This is a genomic window from Ruegeria sp. AB8 (genome assembly GCF_056542605.1).
Genome location: NZ_JBQGAB010000004.1, coordinates 22724 through 41775 on the forward strand (window position 1 = coordinate 22724; position 19052 = coordinate 41775).

At 57.8% G+C, this 19052-nt stretch carries 18 protein-coding genes and 1 pseudogene; 12 read left to right on the forward strand and 7 right to left on the reverse strand.

From position 1 onward, the window contains the following. Positions 1 to 149: 149 nt before the first annotated feature. The 4 genes from ACR0CG_RS05475 to ACR0CG_RS05490 all read left to right on the forward strand — a co-directional run bounded on the left by ACR0CG_RS05475 (position 150) and on the right by ACR0CG_RS05490 (position 3938). Positions 150 to 1058, forward strand: a complete 909-nt coding sequence (locus tag ACR0CG_RS05475) for a sterol desaturase family protein (RefSeq protein ID WP_480523212.1) — start codon at positions 150 to 152, stop codon at positions 1056 to 1058. 4 nt (positions 1059 to 1062) lie between these two features. Next, positions 1063 to 1584: a DUF2141 domain-containing protein gene (locus tag ACR0CG_RS05480; RefSeq protein ID WP_480523214.1), complete on the forward strand. Its 522-nt coding sequence runs from the start codon at positions 1063 to 1065 to the stop codon at positions 1582 to 1584. Positions 1585 to 1888: 304 nt separating this feature from the next. Continuing rightward, the gene (locus ACR0CG_RS05485) at positions 1889 to 2476 is read left to right on the forward strand and encodes a TetR/AcrR family transcriptional regulator (protein ID WP_480523216.1); all 588 of its coding nucleotides are present in this window, start codon (positions 1889 to 1891) and stop codon (positions 2474 to 2476) included. 211 nt (positions 2477 to 2687) lie between these two features. Beyond that, positions 2688 to 3938 (forward strand): aminotransferase class V-fold PLP-dependent enzyme, encoded by a 1251-nt coding sequence (locus ACR0CG_RS05490; protein WP_480523218.1) that lies wholly within the window; start codon positions 2688 to 2690, stop codon positions 3936 to 3938. A 182-nt stretch (positions 3939 to 4120) separates the two neighbouring features. On the opposite strand, the gene ACR0CG_RS05495 is transcribed toward ACR0CG_RS05490, so the two are convergent. From ACR0CG_RS05495 to ACR0CG_RS05510, 4 genes are read right to left on the reverse strand one after another with little or no spacing between them, the layout of a single operon-like run. Then, complete coding sequence (locus ACR0CG_RS05495) at positions 4121 to 4684, reverse strand: ABC-type transport auxiliary lipoprotein family protein (RefSeq protein ID WP_170806813.1); 564 nt, start codon at positions 4682 to 4684, stop codon at positions 4121 to 4123. A 2-nt stretch (positions 4685 to 4686) separates the two neighbouring features. After that, the gene (locus ACR0CG_RS05500) at positions 4687 to 6768 is read right to left on the reverse strand and encodes a PqiB family protein (RefSeq protein WP_480523220.1); all 2082 of its coding nucleotides are present in this window, start codon (positions 6766 to 6768) and stop codon (positions 4687 to 4689) included. After that, a complete protein-coding gene (locus tag ACR0CG_RS05505; RefSeq protein WP_480523222.1) occupies positions 6765 to 7415 on the reverse strand; it encodes a paraquat-inducible protein A in 651 nt (216 codons plus the stop codon). Before ACR0CG_RS05505 ends, ACR0CG_RS05500 begins: the two co-directional genes overlap by 4 nt. Continuing rightward, entirely contained in the window at positions 7376 to 7858 is a 483-nt protein-coding gene (locus tag ACR0CG_RS05510; protein ID WP_480523224.1) for a paraquat-inducible protein A, read from the reverse strand. Before ACR0CG_RS05510 ends, ACR0CG_RS05505 begins: the two co-directional genes overlap by 40 nt. A gap of 604 nt (positions 7859 to 8462) precedes the next feature. Between ACR0CG_RS05510 and ACR0CG_RS05515 the strand changes: the two genes are divergently transcribed. Continuing rightward, positions 8463 to 9197 (forward strand): MFS transporter, encoded by a 735-nt coding sequence (locus ACR0CG_RS05515; RefSeq protein WP_480523226.1) that lies wholly within the window; start codon positions 8463 to 8465, stop codon positions 9195 to 9197. A 32-nt stretch (positions 9198 to 9229) separates the two neighbouring features. Here ACR0CG_RS05515 and ACR0CG_RS05520 read toward each other — a convergent pair. From ACR0CG_RS05520 to ACR0CG_RS05530, 3 genes and pseudogenes are all read right to left on the reverse strand, one after another. Then, positions 9230 to 9457 (reverse strand): annotated as a pseudogene (locus tag ACR0CG_RS05520) (thioesterase family protein); the annotation flags it as partial. Beyond that, positions 9454 to 10344, reverse strand: a complete 891-nt coding sequence (locus ACR0CG_RS05525; RefSeq protein ID WP_480523227.1) for an amidohydrolase family protein — start codon at positions 10342 to 10344, stop codon at positions 9454 to 9456. The pseudogene ACR0CG_RS05520 and the gene ACR0CG_RS05525, both read right to left, overlap by 4 nt. Continuing rightward, a complete protein-coding gene (locus ACR0CG_RS05530) occupies positions 10341 to 11342 on the reverse strand; it encodes a nuclear transport factor 2 family protein (RefSeq protein WP_480523229.1) in 1002 nt (333 codons plus the stop codon). Before ACR0CG_RS05530 ends, ACR0CG_RS05525 begins: the two co-directional genes overlap by 4 nt. A gap of 162 nt (positions 11343 to 11504) precedes the next feature. Between ACR0CG_RS05530 and ACR0CG_RS05535 the strand changes: the two genes are divergently transcribed. From ACR0CG_RS05535 to ACR0CG_RS05565, 7 genes are all read left to right on the forward strand, one after another. Continuing rightward, entirely contained in the window at positions 11505 to 12551 is a 1047-nt protein-coding gene (locus ACR0CG_RS05535) for an ABC transporter ATP-binding protein (protein ID WP_170463835.1), read from the forward strand. 98 nt (positions 12552 to 12649) lie between these two features. Further along, on the forward strand, positions 12650 to 13894 hold the full coding sequence (locus ACR0CG_RS05540) for an extracellular solute-binding protein (RefSeq protein WP_170463833.1): 1245 nt from the start codon (positions 12650 to 12652) through the stop codon (positions 13892 to 13894). A gap of 71 nt (positions 13895 to 13965) precedes the next feature. Then, positions 13966 to 14997: a carbohydrate ABC transporter permease gene (locus ACR0CG_RS05545; protein ID WP_170611510.1), complete on the forward strand. Its 1032-nt coding sequence runs from the start codon at positions 13966 to 13968 to the stop codon at positions 14995 to 14997. Between the two features lie 9 nt (positions 14998 to 15006). After that, positions 15007 to 15888: a carbohydrate ABC transporter permease gene (locus ACR0CG_RS05550; protein WP_170463829.1), complete on the forward strand. Its 882-nt coding sequence runs from the start codon at positions 15007 to 15009 to the stop codon at positions 15886 to 15888. A 135-nt stretch (positions 15889 to 16023) separates the two neighbouring features. Continuing rightward, the gene (locus ACR0CG_RS05555) at positions 16024 to 16554 is read left to right on the forward strand and encodes an ester cyclase (protein ID WP_170682669.1); all 531 of its coding nucleotides are present in this window, start codon (positions 16024 to 16026) and stop codon (positions 16552 to 16554) included. Between the two features lie 11 nt (positions 16555 to 16565). Further along, positions 16566 to 17903: a histidinol dehydrogenase gene (hisD, locus tag ACR0CG_RS05560; protein ID WP_480523231.1), complete on the forward strand. Its 1338-nt coding sequence runs from the start codon at positions 16566 to 16568 to the stop codon at positions 17901 to 17903. 98 nt (positions 17904 to 18001) lie between these two features. Further along, positions 18002 to 19051: an ester cyclase gene (locus tag ACR0CG_RS05565; protein WP_480523233.1), complete on the forward strand. Its 1050-nt coding sequence runs from the start codon at positions 18002 to 18004 to the stop codon at positions 19049 to 19051. The last annotated feature ends 1 nt before the right edge of the window (position 19052 follow it).

Sequence of the window (19052 nt, forward strand, 5' to 3'; positions counted from 1 at the left end):
AGGAATTACCTATGTCGAGCATGATCGCAAGACAGCGCAATGGATAGGGCTGTGTCGGCATCAAGATAGAGCGTTGGCGTGGGGGCCACTTGACACGGGGCTAAAACTATTTAATTGTCAAAAAAGACAATTTAATAGGATCTACCTAAATGGACTTCCTCAACACGTATGTCAGCGACTTCCAGATCAGCTATTGGGAGACGATGATCGACGACTGGTTTTTCGTCTTTGCCATCGGATTTCTGGTGTTTGAACTTGCGCGTTACGCGATTGGCAAAAAGCTGACGTTCGCGATGGTTGGCGATACCGTCACCAACTTCATCACGCTGGGATTCTTCCTTGCGATCACTTTTGTTTTGATGGCCGGCTTCTACGTCGGTGCCTATGTCTGGGCGTCGCAATATGCGTTCTTTGACATCCCCACCACATGGGCTTCGTTCCTGATCGTGCTGATCCTCGCGGATCTGGCCTATTATTGGGAGCATCGTATCCTGCATCGGATAAACATCTTGTGGGCCACACATTCGGTGCACCACAGCTCACCCTTCTTTAACATTTCGGTAGCCTACCGGCATGGTCCGCTGGATGGGTTTTGGCCCTTGTTCTTTCATATTCCCCTGGTGCTTTTGGGCTTCAATCCATTTGTTGTCCTGGTCGCGGAATTGCTGGTGCAACTCTACCAGACCGCTTTGCACACCGAAGTCATCGGCAAGCTTTGGAAACCCATTGAATACATAATGAACACGCCGTCGCATCACCGTGTGCATCACGGGTCCAACCGCAAGTATCTGGACAAGAATTACGCCGGAATCTTCATCATCTGGGACCGCATGTTCGGCACGTTCGAAGAAGAAAAAGAAGAAGTCACTTACGGTCTGGTTACGCCGATCAATTCGGTCAATCCGTTTGTAGCCTTTTTTCATGGCTTTGCCCGCGCCTTTGGCGACGCCTGGCGAATGCCGGGGTTCCGAAACAAGCTGGGGGTTCTGTTTGGTCCGCCGGGCTGGCGACCCCAAAAACAAGGCGCCAACGCTTCGGCAAGCGATAAACGGGGTTAAAGCCATGCCTTCAAATTCACAGAGAATGGTCGCGGCGCTGGTAACAACGGCCCTGTTCGTCGGCGGAGCTTGGATGGCCTCGGGATTTGGTACGGACATCCCCCGGACATCGGCATCCTCGACCGGTACGTCTTCGGACAGTGGGTTGGTGATTAACCTGCACAGTGCTCGTATCGACAGAGGCCAGTTTGTTGTCATGGCCTTTGACAACGCGGCTTCTTTTGACGCGTTTGATTTCAACACGGCGGCTGGCTACGTCACGCTTCCCGCCAGCACGGAACCGCAGCGCGTCGATTTCCCGGACCTGAATGACAACTACTACAGCGTGGTGGCTTTTCATGACGAAGACAGTGATTATCAGATGGGTCTCGATGAGAGTTGGACGCCAACGGAAGGCTATGCGGTTTCCGGATTGAATGATCTCTACGATGACCCTGTATTCGAGCACTCACTGATCAGCCCGGGTATTCCGGTGGATCTGGCGTTCTTTTACTGGCCAGATCAGTATTTTACGGGTTGGTTCTGATCATCCTGCCGGTAGGTTATGGTTGTCTTGAACCGGGGCATTTCGGTGTGGTGACGCCGCTTTGCCCCGGGGTCTGGCTGCCAATCAGCGGGTCAGGGCGCTACTCACTTTCCTCGGGTATCTGCGGGGCTTGCAAATGCCTAAAGGCAGGCGGCAAAATGCACATACGCCAGCTTTGCGCTTGATGAAAAATAGCTGGAAAAAGCATAGTTCCGGCCTGCCAGACACTGGGCAGTTCAGAATAGTTGACGGTCTGTTTTGACGGATCCGCCCGGTTCGAAATTGAAGAGACGGAGAAATACCAATGGGGCGTCCCTCGGTTCAGAAACAGCGCAAAGCCGAAGTGCTGGATGCGTTCATGACGCTGGTGGCCCGTTTCGGGGTTGAGGGCGCAACGCTTGAGAGAATTGCGGAGGAATCCGGACTTAAGCGGCCGTTGATACGGCACCATCTTGGAAACCGGGACGAGATGTTACGCGCCTTGGCCCTGCATGTTGTGGAAGAACAGCGCGTCTCTCTGGAGAATTTGCGAACAGCTTTGCAGGATTATCCGGGGCTAATGAACTTCGTGGACGCCCTGTTCAGCGAGGAAAGCGAAACTGACACGCGACTGAACAACGCTTATCAGGCTTTGGTTATGGTCGTGGAACAGTACCCGGACCTCAGACAAATTCTGACGGGTGTTATGGCTGAGTTCTACGCGCTTGCCCGCCAAATTGTCCAGAAAGAGTATCCGTCGGCGGACCCGGAGGATGTCCAGACAGTGGCGCACGGAGTCGTCGACCTTTATCTTACGGCCGATGCCTTGTCGCCGCTGAACCCCCCGCCCGATTGGCGTCGATCGGCCTATCTGGGGGCTGTGAAGTTGGCGCAGTCGCTTGGAAGCCCTTGAGAGGGACAGTATCGAAATAAAGGGAGGATCACGGGAATTCGGGTGCCAGCTTACCAAAGTCAGGCACCGTATTCGTTGGTCGGGGCTGCCGATACCTGATCGTCCGATAAAGCATGAAAAATGCAAAGGCATTGCCCATTCATTTTTTGTGAGAAAACCGGGCCCGCGAACAATATATGTCAGACAGAAGTATTTACACGAATGAGTCCCCATGCCCGAGATCAACACACCGCTGCTTGAGCAGATCCGCGATCGCTTTGCCCAGATCGACCATTGCCCGCAACAGGGACCCCGGATTTTCTTCGAAAACGCGGGCGGCGCGCTGACGTTGAACTCAGTGGTGAAAACCTCGCAGGACTATGCGGCCATTCCCGACAATCAGGGGCGCGACAATCCGGGCAGCCATGAACTGGTGCGCGTGATCAACAAGGCCAAGGAAGATATGGCCGTGTTCATGAATGCGCCGGGCGGGCAGTTCTTTGTGGGCGAAAGTGGCACCGAATTGCTGTTCCGCCTGATCATGAACGCCTGTCTGGGCACCGGCGCGGGTCAGGTTCTGGGGACGACCCTGGAACACCCGGCCACCCGCAGCGCCTGCGACCGCTGGGCGCGCGTCGCCGGGCAGAGCCACGTTCTGGTCGAACATGACGACGTCACCGGCGCCGTGACCGCCGATGCCTATACCGCCAAAGTCACGCCCGACACCAAAGTTGCGACCATCGTCCACACCTCGCCGGTGACCGGTATGGGTGTCGATGTGGCCGCCGTGGCCGCCGCCATCCGGGCAGTTGCGCCCGAATGCTACATCATCGTCGACGGCATCCAGCACGCCGCCCATGGCCGGATCGACCTGACGGCCTATGACGTGGATGGCTATGTGATCTCGCCCTACAAGGTGTTCTCGCGCCATGGTTACGGTGTTGCCTGGATCTCGGACCGGCTGACGGCCTTGCCGCATAACAGCCTGCTGGATGGCCCTGCCGACAACTGGGAAATGGGAACCCGCGACACCGGTTCTTACGCCACCATGTCCGACGTGGTCAGCTATTTCGAATGGCTGGGCGAGCAGGTCAGCGACGCCACCGACCGCCGGGCCAAATTCGTTGCCGCGGGTGAGGCGATCCACGCGCAAGAAAAGGCGCTGACGGATGCGATGATCCACGGCACCGGCAACCTGCCGGGTCTGGCCGAGATGGAGAAGGTGACCATTCTGGGCGGCATCGACAACCCGGCGCGCGAAGGTCTGGTGTCGCTGCGGGTCGAGGGTGTGCCTTCAGTCGACGTGGTGCGAATGCTGAACGAGCAGGGTATCCGAACGCATCTGCGCAAGGCAGATCACTACTCTGGCAACATCCTGACTCCGCTTGGCCTGGACAGCTGTGTGCGCGTGTCAATGTGCCACTACAACAGCGTTGCCGAAGTCGCCCAGTTCCTGGGCGCAATGAAATCCATCGCCGCCTGAATCCGCAGGCGGGAACGCCCTTTGAAAATACATGCCTGGGCAGCAGTGATTGGGGCAGGCCTGGTTTGCGCTCGTTTGGAGCGCGGTGCGCTGGAATGAAGCCCTCAAAACGCCCGTATCTGACCGGCCTTCACCCCTTTGCGCGTTCCCCTTGTCACATGGACAACCGCCCGGCCAAAGGACTATTTCAGTGCATTGCTTGCCAGGAACCGGGCAAGGTTTGCGACGGCTCGTCCCCGGGCCTTGGCGATGTTGGTGCTGTTCAGCGGTTCGCCGATTGGCTCAACCAGTTCAAACAACCCTGACCGTTCTCGCCCGCCGTCGAGCCGACCCAGGAAATACTGCCCTGAGACAAAAAAGGTGCCGTCGGCCCGTGCCACGAAGGATTCAAACCGCAGGTCCAGAATTCCTGCAGGCGGTTCCTCGAATGGCCACGGTGAGGATGCAATCCGAGTTCTGGTCAGGCCGGTAAGATGACGGGTCAGTTCCAGCGCAATCGCGCGTGAAGGTTTGTCCGCCCAGAGAACCGACCCCTCGGTAACCAGAAGACCGCCTTCGCCCTCGATCGAAATCTCGTCCGCCACGGCGTAACCGGGCAGTGATGGTTCTTTGATCTCAAGCGATGAAACGCCTATTCTGACACGGCCTTCCAAAGTTGGTTCATTGACTGAAACCCGGTCGTTCAGCCCGCCGCAGCCCGCCAACAGCACCAGGCTCAGGCACGTGAGGAATTTTTGTAGCGGCATGTCTATCGTCCCTTGATCAATATGCTTGGATCGCGTTCCAGCGTTCGAAGCAGCGCCGCAAGCGCATTGGCCGCCTGCTGAATGTCGCGCAGCGCCGCTCGTGCATCGCGGCTGAGTGCTTCACCCTTGTTGAATCCACTGATGGTGGCAGATGCCTCGTCCATCAGTTTGCTGGCTCTCTCGGCCAGAGCGGGCAGTTCGCTGGTCGAGCTGGCAATCGCGTCGGCGGCATTGCGCGCCGAGGTCAGGGTTGCGTTTACGTTGTCGACCGCGCCACCCTCGCGCAAATCGACCAAAGCGGCGTTGACTTCGGCCAGTGTCGCATTCAGTTGCACAGGCAGGTCCTGAACGCCTTCGGTTTGAATGAGCTCATCCAATGTTGCGACAATCCCGGTCAGTTCGGTGACCAACTGGTCCAGGGGCAAAGCACTGGCCCTTGAAGCCAGAGTGTTCAGGCTCGACAACAGCTCTGGAAGGCCGGCAATGGATGTGTCCACGGATTCCATGGCGTTTGTCGCCGCATCCACGGCGCCGAGCAGGCGCTGTGTGACCTGCTCGGTCCTGAGTTCGGTCAACATTGCATCGACCTGATCCAGCAGTTTATTGATATTCCCCGCGACCGAGCGAACGTCGTCAGATTCAACCACGGCCGTGGCTGCAGCCAGCAGCTTACGCAGGTCTTCGGGCGTTTCCCGGATCGCGTCGCTGGCCACAAAAGCGCGGGCAGTGTCAAGAAACGCGACGGCACTGGACATCAACTCTTCGACCGGAAGCGCCTGGATACGCGTCAGAACACGCTCGACCGAGGCTTCCCCCGACTGGATTTCGCTCTGGGTGGTAGGCAGGATTGTTATCCCTTCGGCGGTTTCATTCCAGTCGAACGGATCATCATCGGTGTTGTCGACAAATTGCACCTTCAAGCCACCGGAAAGCAGGCTGGCAGAGGCCAGTTGCGCGCGCATCCCCTCATCGGCCCGCGTTTTCAGAAACTCAAGCGCGGCAGCGGGTGAAACTTCATCTGGCAGGCCAAGACGCGTCGGTTGTATGGCCAGGACCGCATTCAGGCGCACCCGGTTGTCCCCGAAAGCCTCCTCATCAATAAGACCGATGACGCTGTTCACCGTTCCAATCCTCAGACCCGCCAGTTCAACGGGTGCGTCCACACTGAGGCCCGAGATGTTGTCGTCAAAGATCACACTGACAAACAGTTCATCGACCTGCGACTGGTTGAAGATGCTGTCCCGTGCGGCTTCGGAGTCTTCATAGACCTGGAACAACGTACCGTCAGATACGGTCGAGCCTCCTGACACGAACGTGTCGAATGTGACGCCTCCTGCCACGAGGCTGGCTATGGAAGTGAAATCGACAGATGCCCCGGCCGCGCCGACTGAAATGCTGAAACCGGACGTGTCCCAGAACCGCGTCGTGTCATTGATGAGACGTTGGTGCGGATTGTAGATGATCGCCTCGGCCACGGCAAAATTTCCGCGCGGATCGATCGAGGCTTTGCCGACCCGCCCAACCTCGATGCCACGAAAAAGAATGGGCGCATCATCCGTCAACTGGCCACGGGCCGAGCTGCGCAAGGTCAGCTGCAATCCGGGCTTGTCTGCCCGGAACAATGGCGGCTGCGGTCTGCCTTTGAAGAGTTTGGTCGGTTCGCCCGGATTCGCATCCCAGCTGCCTTCGATGTAGACGCCGCTTAGAACCGTTTCGAGTCCAGACACGCCTTGGGTGGTGAGTTCAGGCCGAACCACCCAGAACTGGGCAGAAGCATCGACATATGGCGAAATCTCTTTGCTGAGACGGATTTGTGCCTCGACGGCCTTAAGCCCTTCGGTCAGGCCGACCTTTTCGACCAACCCGACAGCCACATCGCGAAAGCGCAGCTCGGTCGAGTTTGCGACAAGGCCCGCGCCGTCCTCGAATGTGACATGAATTACCCGGCCCTGACTGGAAAGAGACTGCCAGGCAACCGCCAGCGCGACCGCAACCGCCGCAATCGGGATGACCCATATCAGCGATACACGGTCCCATATCCGGCGCGGTTGCCGTTCGATCGGTACATCGGGAACATCGTTCATTTGGCTTCCTGACGTTGGCGTGAATCCCAGATCAACCTTGAATCAAAGTTTTGGGCGGAGAGCATGGTGAATATCACCGAGAGTGCAAAAAAGAGACTGGCGGTGCCGGGTCTGATCGATGCCAGGCTGCTGAGCTGAACCAGAGAGGACAGGGTTGCAACTACAAAAATGTCGATCATCGACCAGCGCCCCACATATTCCACGACCTCGTGCACCAGTCGGAGCTGCGTCATGGAGAGTGAAGACCGGCGGGATAGGCTGAGCGCCAATAGGGCGATAGCGGCAAACTTGCCCAACGGAATGGCGACGCTGGCCAGCAGGATTATGGCCGCAATTCCGAATGCGCCGTGATGGATCAGATCCACGGCCCCACCCACGATGGTGTCTGCTTGCCGGGTGAAAAGCGTGCGTGTTTCCAGCATCGGGTACAGATTGGCCGGTATGTACGCCATGACGCCGACCAACCACCATGCCCAAACACGCTGGATCGCCAATTCATCACGCGACCGGAGTTTTCGCCCGCATCTTTGACAGGTGCGGGTTTCGCCCAGGCGATGCACCTTTGTGCAGGATCGGCAGGCGACCAGCCCAAGCTCGCGCGCGCTGACTATTTTCTGGGATGAATCAGAGAGTTCCATACAGACCATCTACACAGAAGACTGTCCTGCACGATGACGAGCAGGACAAGTGCGGTGAACATCCAGAAGGCAGCGCCGAACTGAATTTCGGCGACGTCAGCAACTTTGGTCAGCGCAACGGCGCAGCCCAGCACAAAGATCTCGGCCATGGACCAGGGGCGCAGCGCTTCGACCCATCGAAACGCGGGCTTTGCCCCGGGCAGTAAGGGGCGTTCCAGCACGATCGGCAGAAGTACATAGATGCTGAGGACTGCGCGGGCCAGCGGGATCAGAACGATCAGCAGGATCATGGCCAACACGAGAGGGCCGTAAATGCCGCCTCGGAACGCCAGCGCGGTGCTCATGATCGACACCGAGTTGTGAACGCCACCCGCCCTGACGGTGAGAAACGGAAAGAACATTGCTGCGACCACAAGTACAGCGACCGAAAAAGCCAGGGCAATGATCTGCATACCGGCCTTCCGCTTCGGAGTAATGAGCACAGTGTGACATCTGGCGCATCTGGCACGCTCGGCGAATTCGGGCTTAACCAGCCGAAATGCGGCATCACAGTTCGGGCACACGATCACATCCGTCGGGGTGACAGGTTCATGAGACGCGTTTGTTATCTGACCTTCTCCCCCAATGCTTGCCTTGGGACGGACCAAAAAAGGTGCACCTAGGATGTGTGCTTTAGATCATATTGATTTATCCTGACAGATGTTTTTTTGAAATCGGTCAACTTAAATCACTTTGTCAGATTTCGCGGAGCCGTCTTTGAACACGACTGCGTGGATATGCTGATGCCTTTGTCATGAGGCCCATGCGCCTGTCTTGTCAATCGAGCGGCGTCTTCCCGCTGTTCGCACCGGGACGACTTGCGCAGGTCCGCGGATATGACTATGCGCGCGTTTGAAAACCTTGCTGATGTCGGCAAGAACAGTGTCTCAGAAAATTGCGGCTCGCAAAGTGCCAAACTCCTCTGAGCGGTCCAGGTTCTGGTGATTGACCGGGTGCTGTTCTCTGATTTTCACAGGGTTTTTTGATTTCTCTCGCAGACCCGGTGATAGTCATCCCATGGCACGACAGCTACTTCCATTGGCGGCCCTTCTTCTGGGGTCTGGTTTTCTTCTGCTTGCAGGGGGCATGAACAGCCTGATTCTGCCCGTGCGTGGAGAAAAGGAGGGGTTTTCGGCCGCCTCGCTGGGTCTTCTCGGGACCGGATGGGCGATCGGTTATGTCCTTGGGTGTTTGCAGACGCCGTATTTGGTGGCGAAGGTTGGCCATGTCAGGTCCTTCGGCGTTATGTGCGCCCTGGCGGCGATCACCGTTTTGCTTTCGCTTCTTCTGATGACACCGTGGGTGTGGATTCCGCTTCGCGCGGTCTCTGGGTTCTGTTTTGCCGGCGCGGCGATGATTGTGGAAAGCTGGCTGAACGAAAGAACCGACAGCACATCGCGGGGGCGGGTTTTCGGAATATACACAATGGTGAACCTCGCCGCCTCGACCGCTGGTCAGATGCTGCTCGTGACGGGTGATACCTCGGGTTATTTCTTCTTTGTTCTGGCGGCCATCGTCTACTGCGCCGCGCTGCTGCCAACCGCCATTTCTGCCGGGGCAACACCTGCCGCGCTGGTCAGCGTATCACTTGATTTGCCGGGGCTGTGGCGAAATTCGCCCGTGGCCGTCTTTTCGGTATTCATGGTTGGTATTTCCAACGCGGCATTCGGCACGCTGGCTGCCGTATATGCATCGCGCGTCGGGCTGGATGTTTCAGGTATCGCGTTTTTTGCCAGCTGCATGTGCAGATGAAAGCGTTTTTCATCACAGTCCAGAACTCGGGTTTCAATGCGAAGCCGGTCCGCTTCCTTGACTTCTCGCAGGTAAAACTTGTGATCTTCCAGCAGGTAGATCGTACATCCGGTGCGTGTGCGATAATCGGCATCAAAGCCGACCTCATCCTGCATTGCATCGACCGCAAGGCTGAAGACCAGCCCGTAATAGGCATCCCGCATGTGGCCGTTGTAGTCGATCCACTCGGGATTCACGGAAGTTTCAAAGATGAATATCATGCCGTTGGGGCCTTCAGGTCATAAAACCGCGCGGCAGTATCGTGGAATACGGCCGCCTGAACCTCAGCCGGAATCAGATCACAGTAAGCCTGCACCAGAGTCGCGTAATCGCTGTAGAGTTTGTCGACCGGGAAGTTCGATCCGAACATGACCCGCTCTGGTCCGAATTGTTCAAGACAGACTTCCACGATGGGGTGAATACTGTCGGTGGTCCAGGTGTGATCGAACATGCCCAGACCGGACAGCTTGCAGGTTACATGCGGCAAGTCGGACAGGACGCGCAATTGTACGGCCCAGCTTTTCAGGCCCGTTGGGCTGCGGTCATGGGGCGATCCGGCATGGCAGAGCGCAATCGGCGTCTCCGGCGCCTGCGCAAGAACGCGGGCGGTCTTCTCCATCAATTCAGGAATTAGTTGCAGATCGAAGCTGAGCTTTCGTCGTCCGGCTTCCTGCAAGCCAGCCAGGAAGTGTGGATCGTCCAGCAAAGCATTGGTGCCGGTTTGCGCGTCCTCTCCGGGCGCGCGACCGACGATCTGGCGCACGCCACGCACAGTCGGCAGGGTCTGAAATGTGTCCAGTCGGTCGGACAGATCGGACGATGTCAGGTCGCAGAACACTACCTGCGCCATCGGCCAGTCCGGGGAGGTGCCGGCGACGGATTGAACCCATCTGGCTTCGTCCAGACTGTTCTCGGCCCCCACCTGGATATGCACCGAAGCGCGGATGCCGCAGGCTGCGGCGTCTGCGCGAAATTCGTTCAACTGGTAATCCCGCTGAATGGGTTTCGGGTCACCAAAGAACCTGTCCACCCCGCGCGCCATCAGCCATGGGTAATGCACCGCGGTAAGATCCCAAAGGTGGTGATGCGCGTCGATCCAGCCGGTCATGTTCGCGGCACCTTTGCCATGCGCCCCAGAATGTCGACACCCTGTTGTTTCCAGAAATGCAGAAGGTCGATGAAAATCCAGTTCTCGGCAAGTTTGTCACCCTTACGGCGATAGATGTCGATCACCCGGAACTCGGCAGCTTTGTCGGTGGCAGGCATCCCCATAAACCCGCCGGTGGGACGGGCCGTGAAATTCGGCCATCCGAAAAACCCGCCATAACAACCTTCCGCCATCCGACAAATGTGCTTGGTTTTCGACCGATCCGTAAATCCTGCGCGGAAGGGGCCTGAATGCTGCTGTGCGTAGCGCTCGATTGTGTAGGTTGCACCGATACCGGACGGACCCCACCAGATCATGTCTTCGCACCATGTGCGCCGCAGCTCGTCCTCAAGGCTGAGACCGCTATCCCATTGGCCCAGATCGGAAATCATGGCGTTGATGGCCGCCAGGGTCCGTTCTCCTTCCTCGGCGGGTTGGGGTCCGAACATCAGACCGTCGTGCGTCATCGGCCCGGGCTGGACAAGCTGAGCTGCGGTCTGCGGCGGGAATGGCCGCAACCCGGCCTGCATCATGAGATGAGGAATGTCGAAATACATCGCCGTCTCGGTGATCTTGCCGTTCTCGACCTTGTTGAACTCGCAATATCGCAGAAACGCCATCTTGCCTGTGGGGGCGATGCCCAGCCAGGCATTGTCGAACAGCCCCATCAGATGGCCCATGGAAACAACCCAGACCGAGGAAAATCCGTCCATCTCGTTTCGGCCGGCCATGAACACGTCCATCCGTCGCTGCATATGTCGCAGGCTGTGCCTTAGCGGTTGCCAGAATCTCTGTACCACCGCGTCGGTGCCACGCAATTCATCAAACGGATGAAATCCGCGCCACAAGTAGTCTTCGGCACAGAACTCGGACATCGCGTCAGCGGCGGCCGATTCTCCGTTCTTGCTGAGTGCTTCATAGTAATCGACGACGACGGCTTTTTGGGCTTCGTAGGACATTTTCAATTTCTTTCAGTGCTCTAAGCGCTGGGATGGAGCTGTATGCCACGGATGGCAAGGGGTGATTTTGCATGCGCATGCAAAAAAAACTTGCCAGATGTTTCTTTTGCTGTCTATGCTTTTTGCAAACGTATGCACGCTAGGTCCAGCTGGGAGGGCAGAATGGCCGAAATTCAACTTCGCAATGTTGGAAAGCGTTGGGGTTCTTTTGTGGGGGTTGATAATTTTGACCTGACGATTTCCGACAAGGAGTTTCTGGTTCTTCTTGGCCCGTCAGGCTGCGGCAAGACGACAACCATGCGCATGATCGCCGGTCTGGAAGATGCCAGCGAGGGCGACATTCTGATCGACGGGACTCGCGTGAACGACATGGAGCCCAAGGATCGTGACGTGGCGATGGTGTTCCAGTCCTATGCACTGTACCCGAACATGAACGTCTACGAGAACATCCGGTTCCCGCTGAAGGTCCGCGGAATCGACCCGTCCACGCATGACGAAAAAGTACGCCGTGCATCGGCGATGGTGGAACTGGACGACTTCCTGCATCGCAAGCCTGCGGAATTGTCAGGTGGTCAGCGTCAGCGCGTCGCGCTTGCCCGCGCCATCGTGCGCGAGCCGAACGTATTCCTGATGGACGAGCCGCTGTCCAACCTTGACGCCAAGCTGCGCGTGTCCACCCGGGCACAGATCAAGAACCTCAGCCACGAACTGGCGGTGACCACGATCTATGTGACCCACGACCAGATCGAAGCGATGACGCTGGCCGATCGTGTTGTGGTCATGAAACAAGGCGTGGTGCAGCAGGTTGGAAGCCCGACCGACATTTACGACACTCCGGCCAACACTTTTGTCGCCAGCTTCATCGGCAACCCTGCGATGAACCTGATGGAAGGTGAGGCACGGGGCGGCACCTTCACGGCCAAAAACGTTGAAATTTCCGGGCTGAACGCTCCGGACGGCCCGCTGACATTAGGCTTCCGGGCCGAAGATGCCGGCCTTGCTGCCGAAGGGCAGGGGCAGATCAACGCCCCGATCTACACGCAGGAATTGCTGGGGGACGCCACTATGATTTCGGTTCGCGTTGGCGGTGCCCTCATATCGGTGAAGGCAGACAAGAATTTCCGGGCAGAGATCGACGACATGGTTTCAATCTCGGTTCCGGCCGAAATCTGCCATCTGTTTGATGGCAAGACCGGCGCCCGGATCTGAACAGGGCCCTGCTCAATGATCGGGGCGAACCCCGGCAACAAAACTTCATGCGCGAACGGGCCTCGCGCTCAAATTCTCAAAACAACAGGGAGACAGAAATGTTCCTAAGAAAAATCGCTACAGCAACCGCCTTTGTGGGCCTGATGGGCTCGGCAGCTTATGCCGCCAATTGTGGCCCCGAGGGGCAATCGATCCGCATTCTGGCCAGTGACTTTCCGGCGATCCACGCCGTCGCGGGAGCCGCCGAAGCCAATTGTGGTGGGGCAGCGGCTGAATTCAACACCAACCACACCACCGAAGCGCGCTCGATCATGAACGCCGCTCTGACCCCGAACCCGTCGGAATATACATCGGTGATCCTGGCCAACTCGACGTTGACCCAGCTGATGAACGACGGTCTGGTGCGGCCGCTGAACGATCTGGTCGAAAAATACAAAGACAGCATCCCGCCGAACCTGCTGATCACCATCGATGGCAATGTCATGGCTGTGGCCTTCATGGCGAACTCGCAGCACCTGTTCTCGCGCAAGGATATCCTGGAACAAGCTGGTTTCGACGGCATCCCGGCCACCTATGAAGAAGTTCTGGAAGCCGCTGAGAAAATCCGTGCTGCCGGTATCATGGAACATCCGATCGCAATGAACCTTCAGACCGGATGGAACCTGGCCGAGGTGTTCAACATGATCTATCTCGGTCATGGCGGTGAGTTCTTTGTACCCGGTTCGGCCGAGCCGTCGATCAACAACGAAAAAGGCGTGGCCGCACTGGAAGTCATGAAGGCTCTGGCGGAATACGCCCACCCCGACCACCTGACCCACGCGTCAAACGAAACGCAGGGTCTCTGGGAATCCGGTCAGGCGGCTCTGGCCGTCATGTGGGGTTCGCGCGGCGCGCCAATTCTGGATGATGAAGGGTCCACCGAAGAGGTGACCTCGAATACAGTTTTGTCGGCTGCACCAACCGTTGGCGGCGGATCGATCCCATCTGCCACGCTGTGGTGGGACGGTATTACCATCGCATCCAACGTGTCGGATGAAGAGGCCGAGGCATCCTTTGCTGCACTGATCAGCGCCCTGACCCCGGAAATGGTTGCAGCAAACAACGATGATGCCGTCTGGCTGCTTGACGGGTTCCAGCCCGGACCGGCTGCAGCAGGGGTTGCAGAGACCGTTAGCGGTGGTGCGAAACCCTATCCGATGATCCCGCAAATTGGCCTTCTGCATGCGGCACTTGGTGCGGAGCTGGCGGATTTTCTGAAGGGTGACGAAAGCGCTGAACAGGCGTTGGCGGATGTCGAAGCCGCCTACCGGACGTCGGCCAAAGAAGCCGGCTTTCTCAAGTAACACTCCCCGACTTGAGGGGGCGCAATCTGCCCCCCTCATCTTTTTCCGGACTAAAGACTGGGACGTACGCCATGAAGCACCGCACCTTTTTCTGGTTCATTCTGCCCACGCTTTCCGCGATGATCCTGTTCATCGCTCTGCCGATCGTCTCGGTTTTCGTCCAATCGCTCTTTGTCGAGCATGAGCAGGTTCTGCTGGTTTCTGAAAGCTGCGGACCATTTGGGTGTACCCCGACCACCACGGTCGACACCGAGGCCACTGCAAAGCTGCGCGCAGAACAACCCCTTGGGCGGTTTAACGGTCTGGGCACATACATCAACCGTTCACACCTGGCTTTTGCCGAGATCGGAGAAGCGTGGGCAAGCTCTGAAAGCCTGGGTGATTTTTGGGCTAAGGTGTATAACCTGCCGTTCTACAGCGCCCTGACATTCACCCTGGCCTATACCTTTATTGTCACGCCGTTGGTGTTGGCCCTTGGGCTGGCCATTGCCGTTGGCGTCAACAACCTGCCCCGCGCGCTCAAAGGGGTTGCGATCTTCATTTCGCTACTGCCGTTTCTTGTCACTCCGCTTGTCGGTTCGCTGATCCTGTTCTGGATGGTCGATGGTGATGGTGTAATCGGCGCCACCATTCAACGCATATTCAATGATCCGACACTCAGCTTGAAGGCGTCGACGGCGCTGACATGGACCATGCTGATGGTTTACGGCGTGTGGCATACCCTGCCGTTCAGTTTCATCACCTTCTACGCGGGTCTGCAAACCGTCCCCGATGATACGATGGAAGCGGCACAGATCGATGGCGCGACGAAGTGGCAGCGCTTGATCCATGTGATCGTTCCACACCTGATGCCGCTGGTTTCGTTTGTGACGCTCATGCTGATCATGGATAACTTCCGCGTTTTTGAGCCGATCGTCAGCTTCAAAGCCGAGGCCCACGCACAGTCGCTCAGCTGGATCATCTACAACGATCTGCGCGAAAGCGGCAATCCGCTCTATGCCTCAGCAGGTGCGACTTCGCTGATAACTATCATCCTTGCGGTCATCCTGATGTCTCCGGTGCTTGTTCGCACCTGGCGCGACTTCACCCGTAAATCTCACTGAGGACACGACATGGCGACCAAAGCACAATCCCGCATGACCCCGCTAAAGCTGTTCTCTTACGGTTTCGTGGCCCTCTGGCTGCTGATCGCTGCCTTCCCGTTCTTCTGGACCTTCTGGGGCAGCTTCAAGGTACAGGCCGACTTCTTGTCCAAGGCCAACTGGATGAATGCCCTGACCGGTGCCAACACGATAGAGCAAACCGGCAGCGCCTTTACCGGTGCCGGCTATCACGGGGCGTGGGTTCTGGAAGATTTCTGGTTCAACTTCAAGAACACCGGCATTGTGGTCTTCTTCACCGTGCTGATCTCGCTGACCTTCGGAACGCTGGGGGGATATGCGTTGGCGCGATCCGGTTTCCGCTATGCGTTCTGGATCCTGATGGCTGCGCTGGTCTTCCGCGCGATGCCGCATATGACGCTGGTCTCGGGTTACCTGCTGTGGTTCTTCGAGTGGAATGTCTGGGGCATCCTGCCGACCACCATCATCGTGCTTGTGGCGATCAACCAGCCCTTTACCCTGTGGATGCTGCACTCGTTCTTCAAGAACATTCCCAAGGACATGGACGAAAGCGCCATGGTTGATGGCTGCACCCGGTTTCAGGCCTTCCGGCATGTTATTGTCCCGGTCATGTGGCCCGGCGTGATCACCACAGGCCTGTTCAGCTTCCTGCTGGCCTATAACGACTTTACCGTGGCCGTGATGCTGCTGAGTGAAGAGAACGAGACCATCATTCCCGCCATCAACAGCTTCATGGGCACAACCCAGGTTGAAGGCAAGGTCATGTACGCGGTCGCAGCCGTGGTTTCGGCCACTGCCCCGTTGTTCGTACTGATCCTGTTCTTCCAGCGCCAGATCGTCAGCGGTCTTACAGCAGGGGCGGTCAAGGGCTGATGAGCGCATCTGCAAGACATAATGCCATTGCGCGCCACCCGGCGCTCAACCGGATGCCAAGGGATTTTCTGACGGCCGACTAACCCTCCCCGTCCACACAGAAAACCTCTTGGCAACCAGATAAGGAATAGAGACATGAAGGGTTCCCGCCCTGAACAGGCCGTGCTGACACGCGACACGGACATGAGCAAAACCGAACAAACCCGGGCCGTGATCGAGGGGATGGTCGACGGTCTGAACGACCACCGCATTGACGATATCGGCGAGTTTTTCGCGGAAGGGTTCCGTTGGCTGGGCAACCAGGGCTGCGGCACCAAGACCGGGCTGAAGGAATTTCAGGAAAACTGGCAGCGCCCGTTTCAGGCGGCGTTTTCCGACAAGACCTGCATCGACGAAGCGCGCCTCTACATGGGCGAGTGGGCCGCAGCCTTTGGCCGGCAGGAGGCGACACATTCGGGCGAGTTTCTGGGTATCGCCCCCACCGGCAAGCGGGTCGAGATCCGCTACATGGACTTCTGGAAAGTCGTTGACGGCAAGATCGTCGACAATTGGGTGAATGTCGATTTTGCCCACGTTGCCGCGCAGCTGGGCGTTGATCTGTTCAATGGAGAAGGCTGGGAAGCATTTGACCGGGGAGAGAAGGTTCCGCCCCGGCCCGAAAACTGAGGATTAGGACAATGGCAATTGAACACCTGAAACGCGGCAAACCCGAGGCTGACCGGGCCGACGACGATGCCAAAACCCGCGCCGTTGTCGAGGCAACGCTGAAGGACATCGAAACCCGAGGCGATACCGCGGTTCGCGAGTTGTCGGAGAAATTCGACAGCTACTCGCCCGAAAGCTTTCGCCTGAGCCAGCAACAGATCGACGATCTGATTGCGTCTTTGTCCGAGCGTGAACTGGCCGATATCAAATTCGCCCAGAAGCAGGTGATGAATTTCGCCCAGGCGCAGCGCGACTCGATGCTGGATATCGAGATTGAAACCCTGCCCGGCGTGATCCTGGGGCACAAGAATATCCCGGTGCAGTCCGTGGGCTGCTACGTCCCCGGTGGCAAGTTCCCGATGGTCGCTTCGGCGCATATGTCTGTGGCAACGGCAAAGGTTGCGGGTGTTCCCCGGATCATCGCCTGCACGCCGCCATTTCAGGGTAGGCCGAACGCGGCTGTAATCGCGGCGATGCATCTGGGCGGTGCGCATGAGATTTATGTCATGGGCGGCATTCAGGCGATTGGCGCCATGGCGATCGGTACGGAAACCATCGATCCGGTTCACATGCTGGTTGGACCCGGCAATGCCTTTGTTGCCGAAGCCAAGCGCCAGTTGTTTGGCCGCGTCGGTATCGATCTTTTCGCGGGTCCGACCGAGACGATGGTCATCGCCGATGAGACCGCAGCCGATGCCGAGCTTTGCGCCACCGATCTGCTGGGGCAGGCCGAGCATGGCTATAACAGTCCCTGCGTTCTGGTCACCAACTCGCGCAAGCTGGCCGAAGACACGCTGAGCGAGATCGACCGTATCCTCGGCATCCTGCCCACCGCCGGTACTGCCAAGGTCAGTTGGGAGGAATATGGTGAGGTCATCCTCTGCGATACCTATGACGAGATGCTGCAAGTGGCTGATGACATCGCGTCCGAGCATGTTCAGGTCATGACCGACCGCGATGACTGGTTCCTGGAAAACATGACCTGCTACGGCGCGCTTTTCCTCGGGCCACGCACCAACGTTGCCAATGGCGACAAGGTAATCGGCACCAACCACACGCTGCCGACCAAGAAAGCCGGGCGTTACACTGGCGGCCTCTGGGTGGGCAAGTTCCTGAAAACCCACAGCTATCAGAAGGTTCTGACCGACGAGGCCGCAACAATGGTCGGCGAATACGGTTCGCGGCTTTGCATGCTGGAAGGTTTTGTCGGCCACGCCGAACAGTGCAACATCCGCGTCCGCCGTTTTGGCGGCATCAACGTGCCGTATGGAGAGGGTGCTGTGTATCGCGAGACCGCCGAGGCCACCTGACAGGCGCGGCGGAAATCGCTGTCAAACCAGCGCCCGGGATTGGCCCGGGCGTCACGAAATTTCTGAAGTAAGCAGTAAAAGCAATGCGAGATTTCGCAATGGACAAACACTCTACCCACAAGGCCCTGATCGCGCCTCTGCGCGAGGCCATGTACAACTTCGATGAAACCGGCGTTCGCGCGGCATTGGGTGCGGTGATCGCGCCGGATGCCATCGTTCACATGCCGCACCCGTTTGGTGACCTGACCGGACCGCAGGAACTCTATGACACCTGTTATGCGCCGCTGCTGAGATCCATGCCCGATCTGGAGCGTCGTGACTGGATCGTGATGGGTGGCCGGACCGAACAGGGCAATGATTGGGTCGGCTGTGGCGGCCACTACGTTGGTACCTTCGTCGCCCCCTGGCTGGACATCCCGCCGACGGGGCATCTGACCCATATGCGGTTCCACGAATTCTATCGCTTCGAAGGCGACAAGGTTGTGGAAATCCAGACGCTCTGGGACATCCCCGAAGTGATGATGCAGGCCAAGGCCTGGCCGATGGTTCCGTCACTGGGGCTGGAGTTCTGTATTCCCGGCCCTGCGACGCTCGACGGGATGGTGCCAGGTCCGTGGGATGAAGCGAAGTCAAAGACTTCATGCGCCCATATCGTCGACATGTTGGACCATCTGAAGAAACACCCCAGCCAGGGTGGGCCTGAAGTGATGGAGATGGAGAAGTTCTGGCATCCGCGCATGAACTGGTACGGCCCCGCCGGGATTGGAACCGGGCGCGGCATCGCGGGTTTCCGCAACTGGCACCAGATCCCCTTTCTGAACGGTATGCCCGACCGCGGCAAATACGTCGATGAAATCACCTACCACTTCTTTGGCGATGGTGATTATGCCGCCGTGACCGGTTGGCCGGACATGATTCAGACCGTCACGCATGATGGCTGGATGGGAATTGCGCCGTCCGGCAAGCGGATCACCATGCGCAGCCTTGATTTCTGGAGGCTCGAGGATGGCCTGATCCGAGAAAACTGGGTGATGGTCGATCTGCTGGACGCCTACCGCCAACTGGGCGTAGATGTCTTTGCCCGCCTGCGCGAGTTCAACAAGGCACGTGTTCCGGGCACAATTCCGTTCCCGGTCGGCGAGGTCTGAT

What these genes read in the sequence shown, in the direction of transcription:
- ACR0CG_RS05540 (WP_170463833.1), top strand. Translation starts at nt 12,650, where the DNA reads ATGTTCCTAAGAAAAATCGCTACAGCAACCGCCTTTGTGGGCCTGATG.
- ACR0CG_RS05545 (WP_170611510.1), top strand. Translation starts at nt 13,966, where the DNA reads ATGAAGCACCGCACCTTTTTCTGGTTCATTCTGCCCACGCTTTCCGCG.
- ACR0CG_RS05530 (WP_480523229.1), bottom strand. Translation starts at nt 11,342, where the DNA reads ATGTCCTACGAAGCCCAAAAAGCCGTCGTCGTCGATTACTATGAAGCA.
- ACR0CG_RS05515 (WP_480523226.1), top strand. Translation starts at nt 8,463, where the DNA reads ATGGCACGACAGCTACTTCCATTGGCGGCCCTTCTTCTGGGGTCTGGT.
- ACR0CG_RS05500 (WP_480523220.1), bottom strand. Translation starts at nt 6,768, where the DNA reads ATGAACGATGTTCCCGATGTACCGATCGAACGGCAACCGCGCCGGATA.
- ACR0CG_RS05510 (WP_480523224.1), bottom strand. Translation starts at nt 7,858, where the DNA reads ATGCAGATCATTGCCCTGGCTTTTTCGGTCGCTGTACTTGTGGTCGCA.
- ACR0CG_RS05490 (WP_480523218.1), top strand. Translation starts at nt 2,688, where the DNA reads ATGCCCGAGATCAACACACCGCTGCTTGAGCAGATCCGCGATCGCTTT.
- ACR0CG_RS05475 (WP_480523212.1), top strand. Translation starts at nt 150, where the DNA reads ATGGACTTCCTCAACACGTATGTCAGCGACTTCCAGATCAGCTATTGG.
- ACR0CG_RS05485 (WP_480523216.1), top strand. Translation starts at nt 1,889, where the DNA reads ATGGGGCGTCCCTCGGTTCAGAAACAGCGCAAAGCCGAAGTGCTGGAT.
- ACR0CG_RS05550 (WP_170463829.1), top strand. Translation starts at nt 15,007, where the DNA reads ATGGCGACCAAAGCACAATCCCGCATGACCCCGCTAAAGCTGTTCTCT.
- ACR0CG_RS05525 (WP_480523227.1), bottom strand. Translation starts at nt 10,344, where the DNA reads ATGACCGGCTGGATCGACGCGCATCACCACCTTTGGGATCTTACCGCG.
- hisD (WP_480523231.1), top strand. Translation starts at nt 16,566, where the DNA reads ATGGCAATTGAACACCTGAAACGCGGCAAACCCGAGGCTGACCGGGCC.
- ACR0CG_RS05505 (WP_480523222.1), bottom strand. Translation starts at nt 7,415, where the DNA reads ATGGTCTGTATGGAACTCTCTGATTCATCCCAGAAAATAGTCAGCGCG.
- ACR0CG_RS05555 (WP_170682669.1), top strand. Translation starts at nt 16,024, where the DNA reads ATGAAGGGTTCCCGCCCTGAACAGGCCGTGCTGACACGCGACACGGAC.
- ACR0CG_RS05480 (WP_480523214.1), top strand. Translation starts at nt 1,063, where the DNA reads ATGCCTTCAAATTCACAGAGAATGGTCGCGGCGCTGGTAACAACGGCC.
- ACR0CG_RS05565 (WP_480523233.1), top strand. Translation starts at nt 18,002, where the DNA reads ATGGACAAACACTCTACCCACAAGGCCCTGATCGCGCCTCTGCGCGAG.
- ACR0CG_RS05495 (WP_170806813.1), bottom strand. Translation starts at nt 4,684, where the DNA reads ATGCCGCTACAAAAATTCCTCACGTGCCTGAGCCTGGTGCTGTTGGCG.
- ACR0CG_RS05535 (WP_170463835.1), top strand. Translation starts at nt 11,505, where the DNA reads ATGGCCGAAATTCAACTTCGCAATGTTGGAAAGCGTTGGGGTTCTTTT.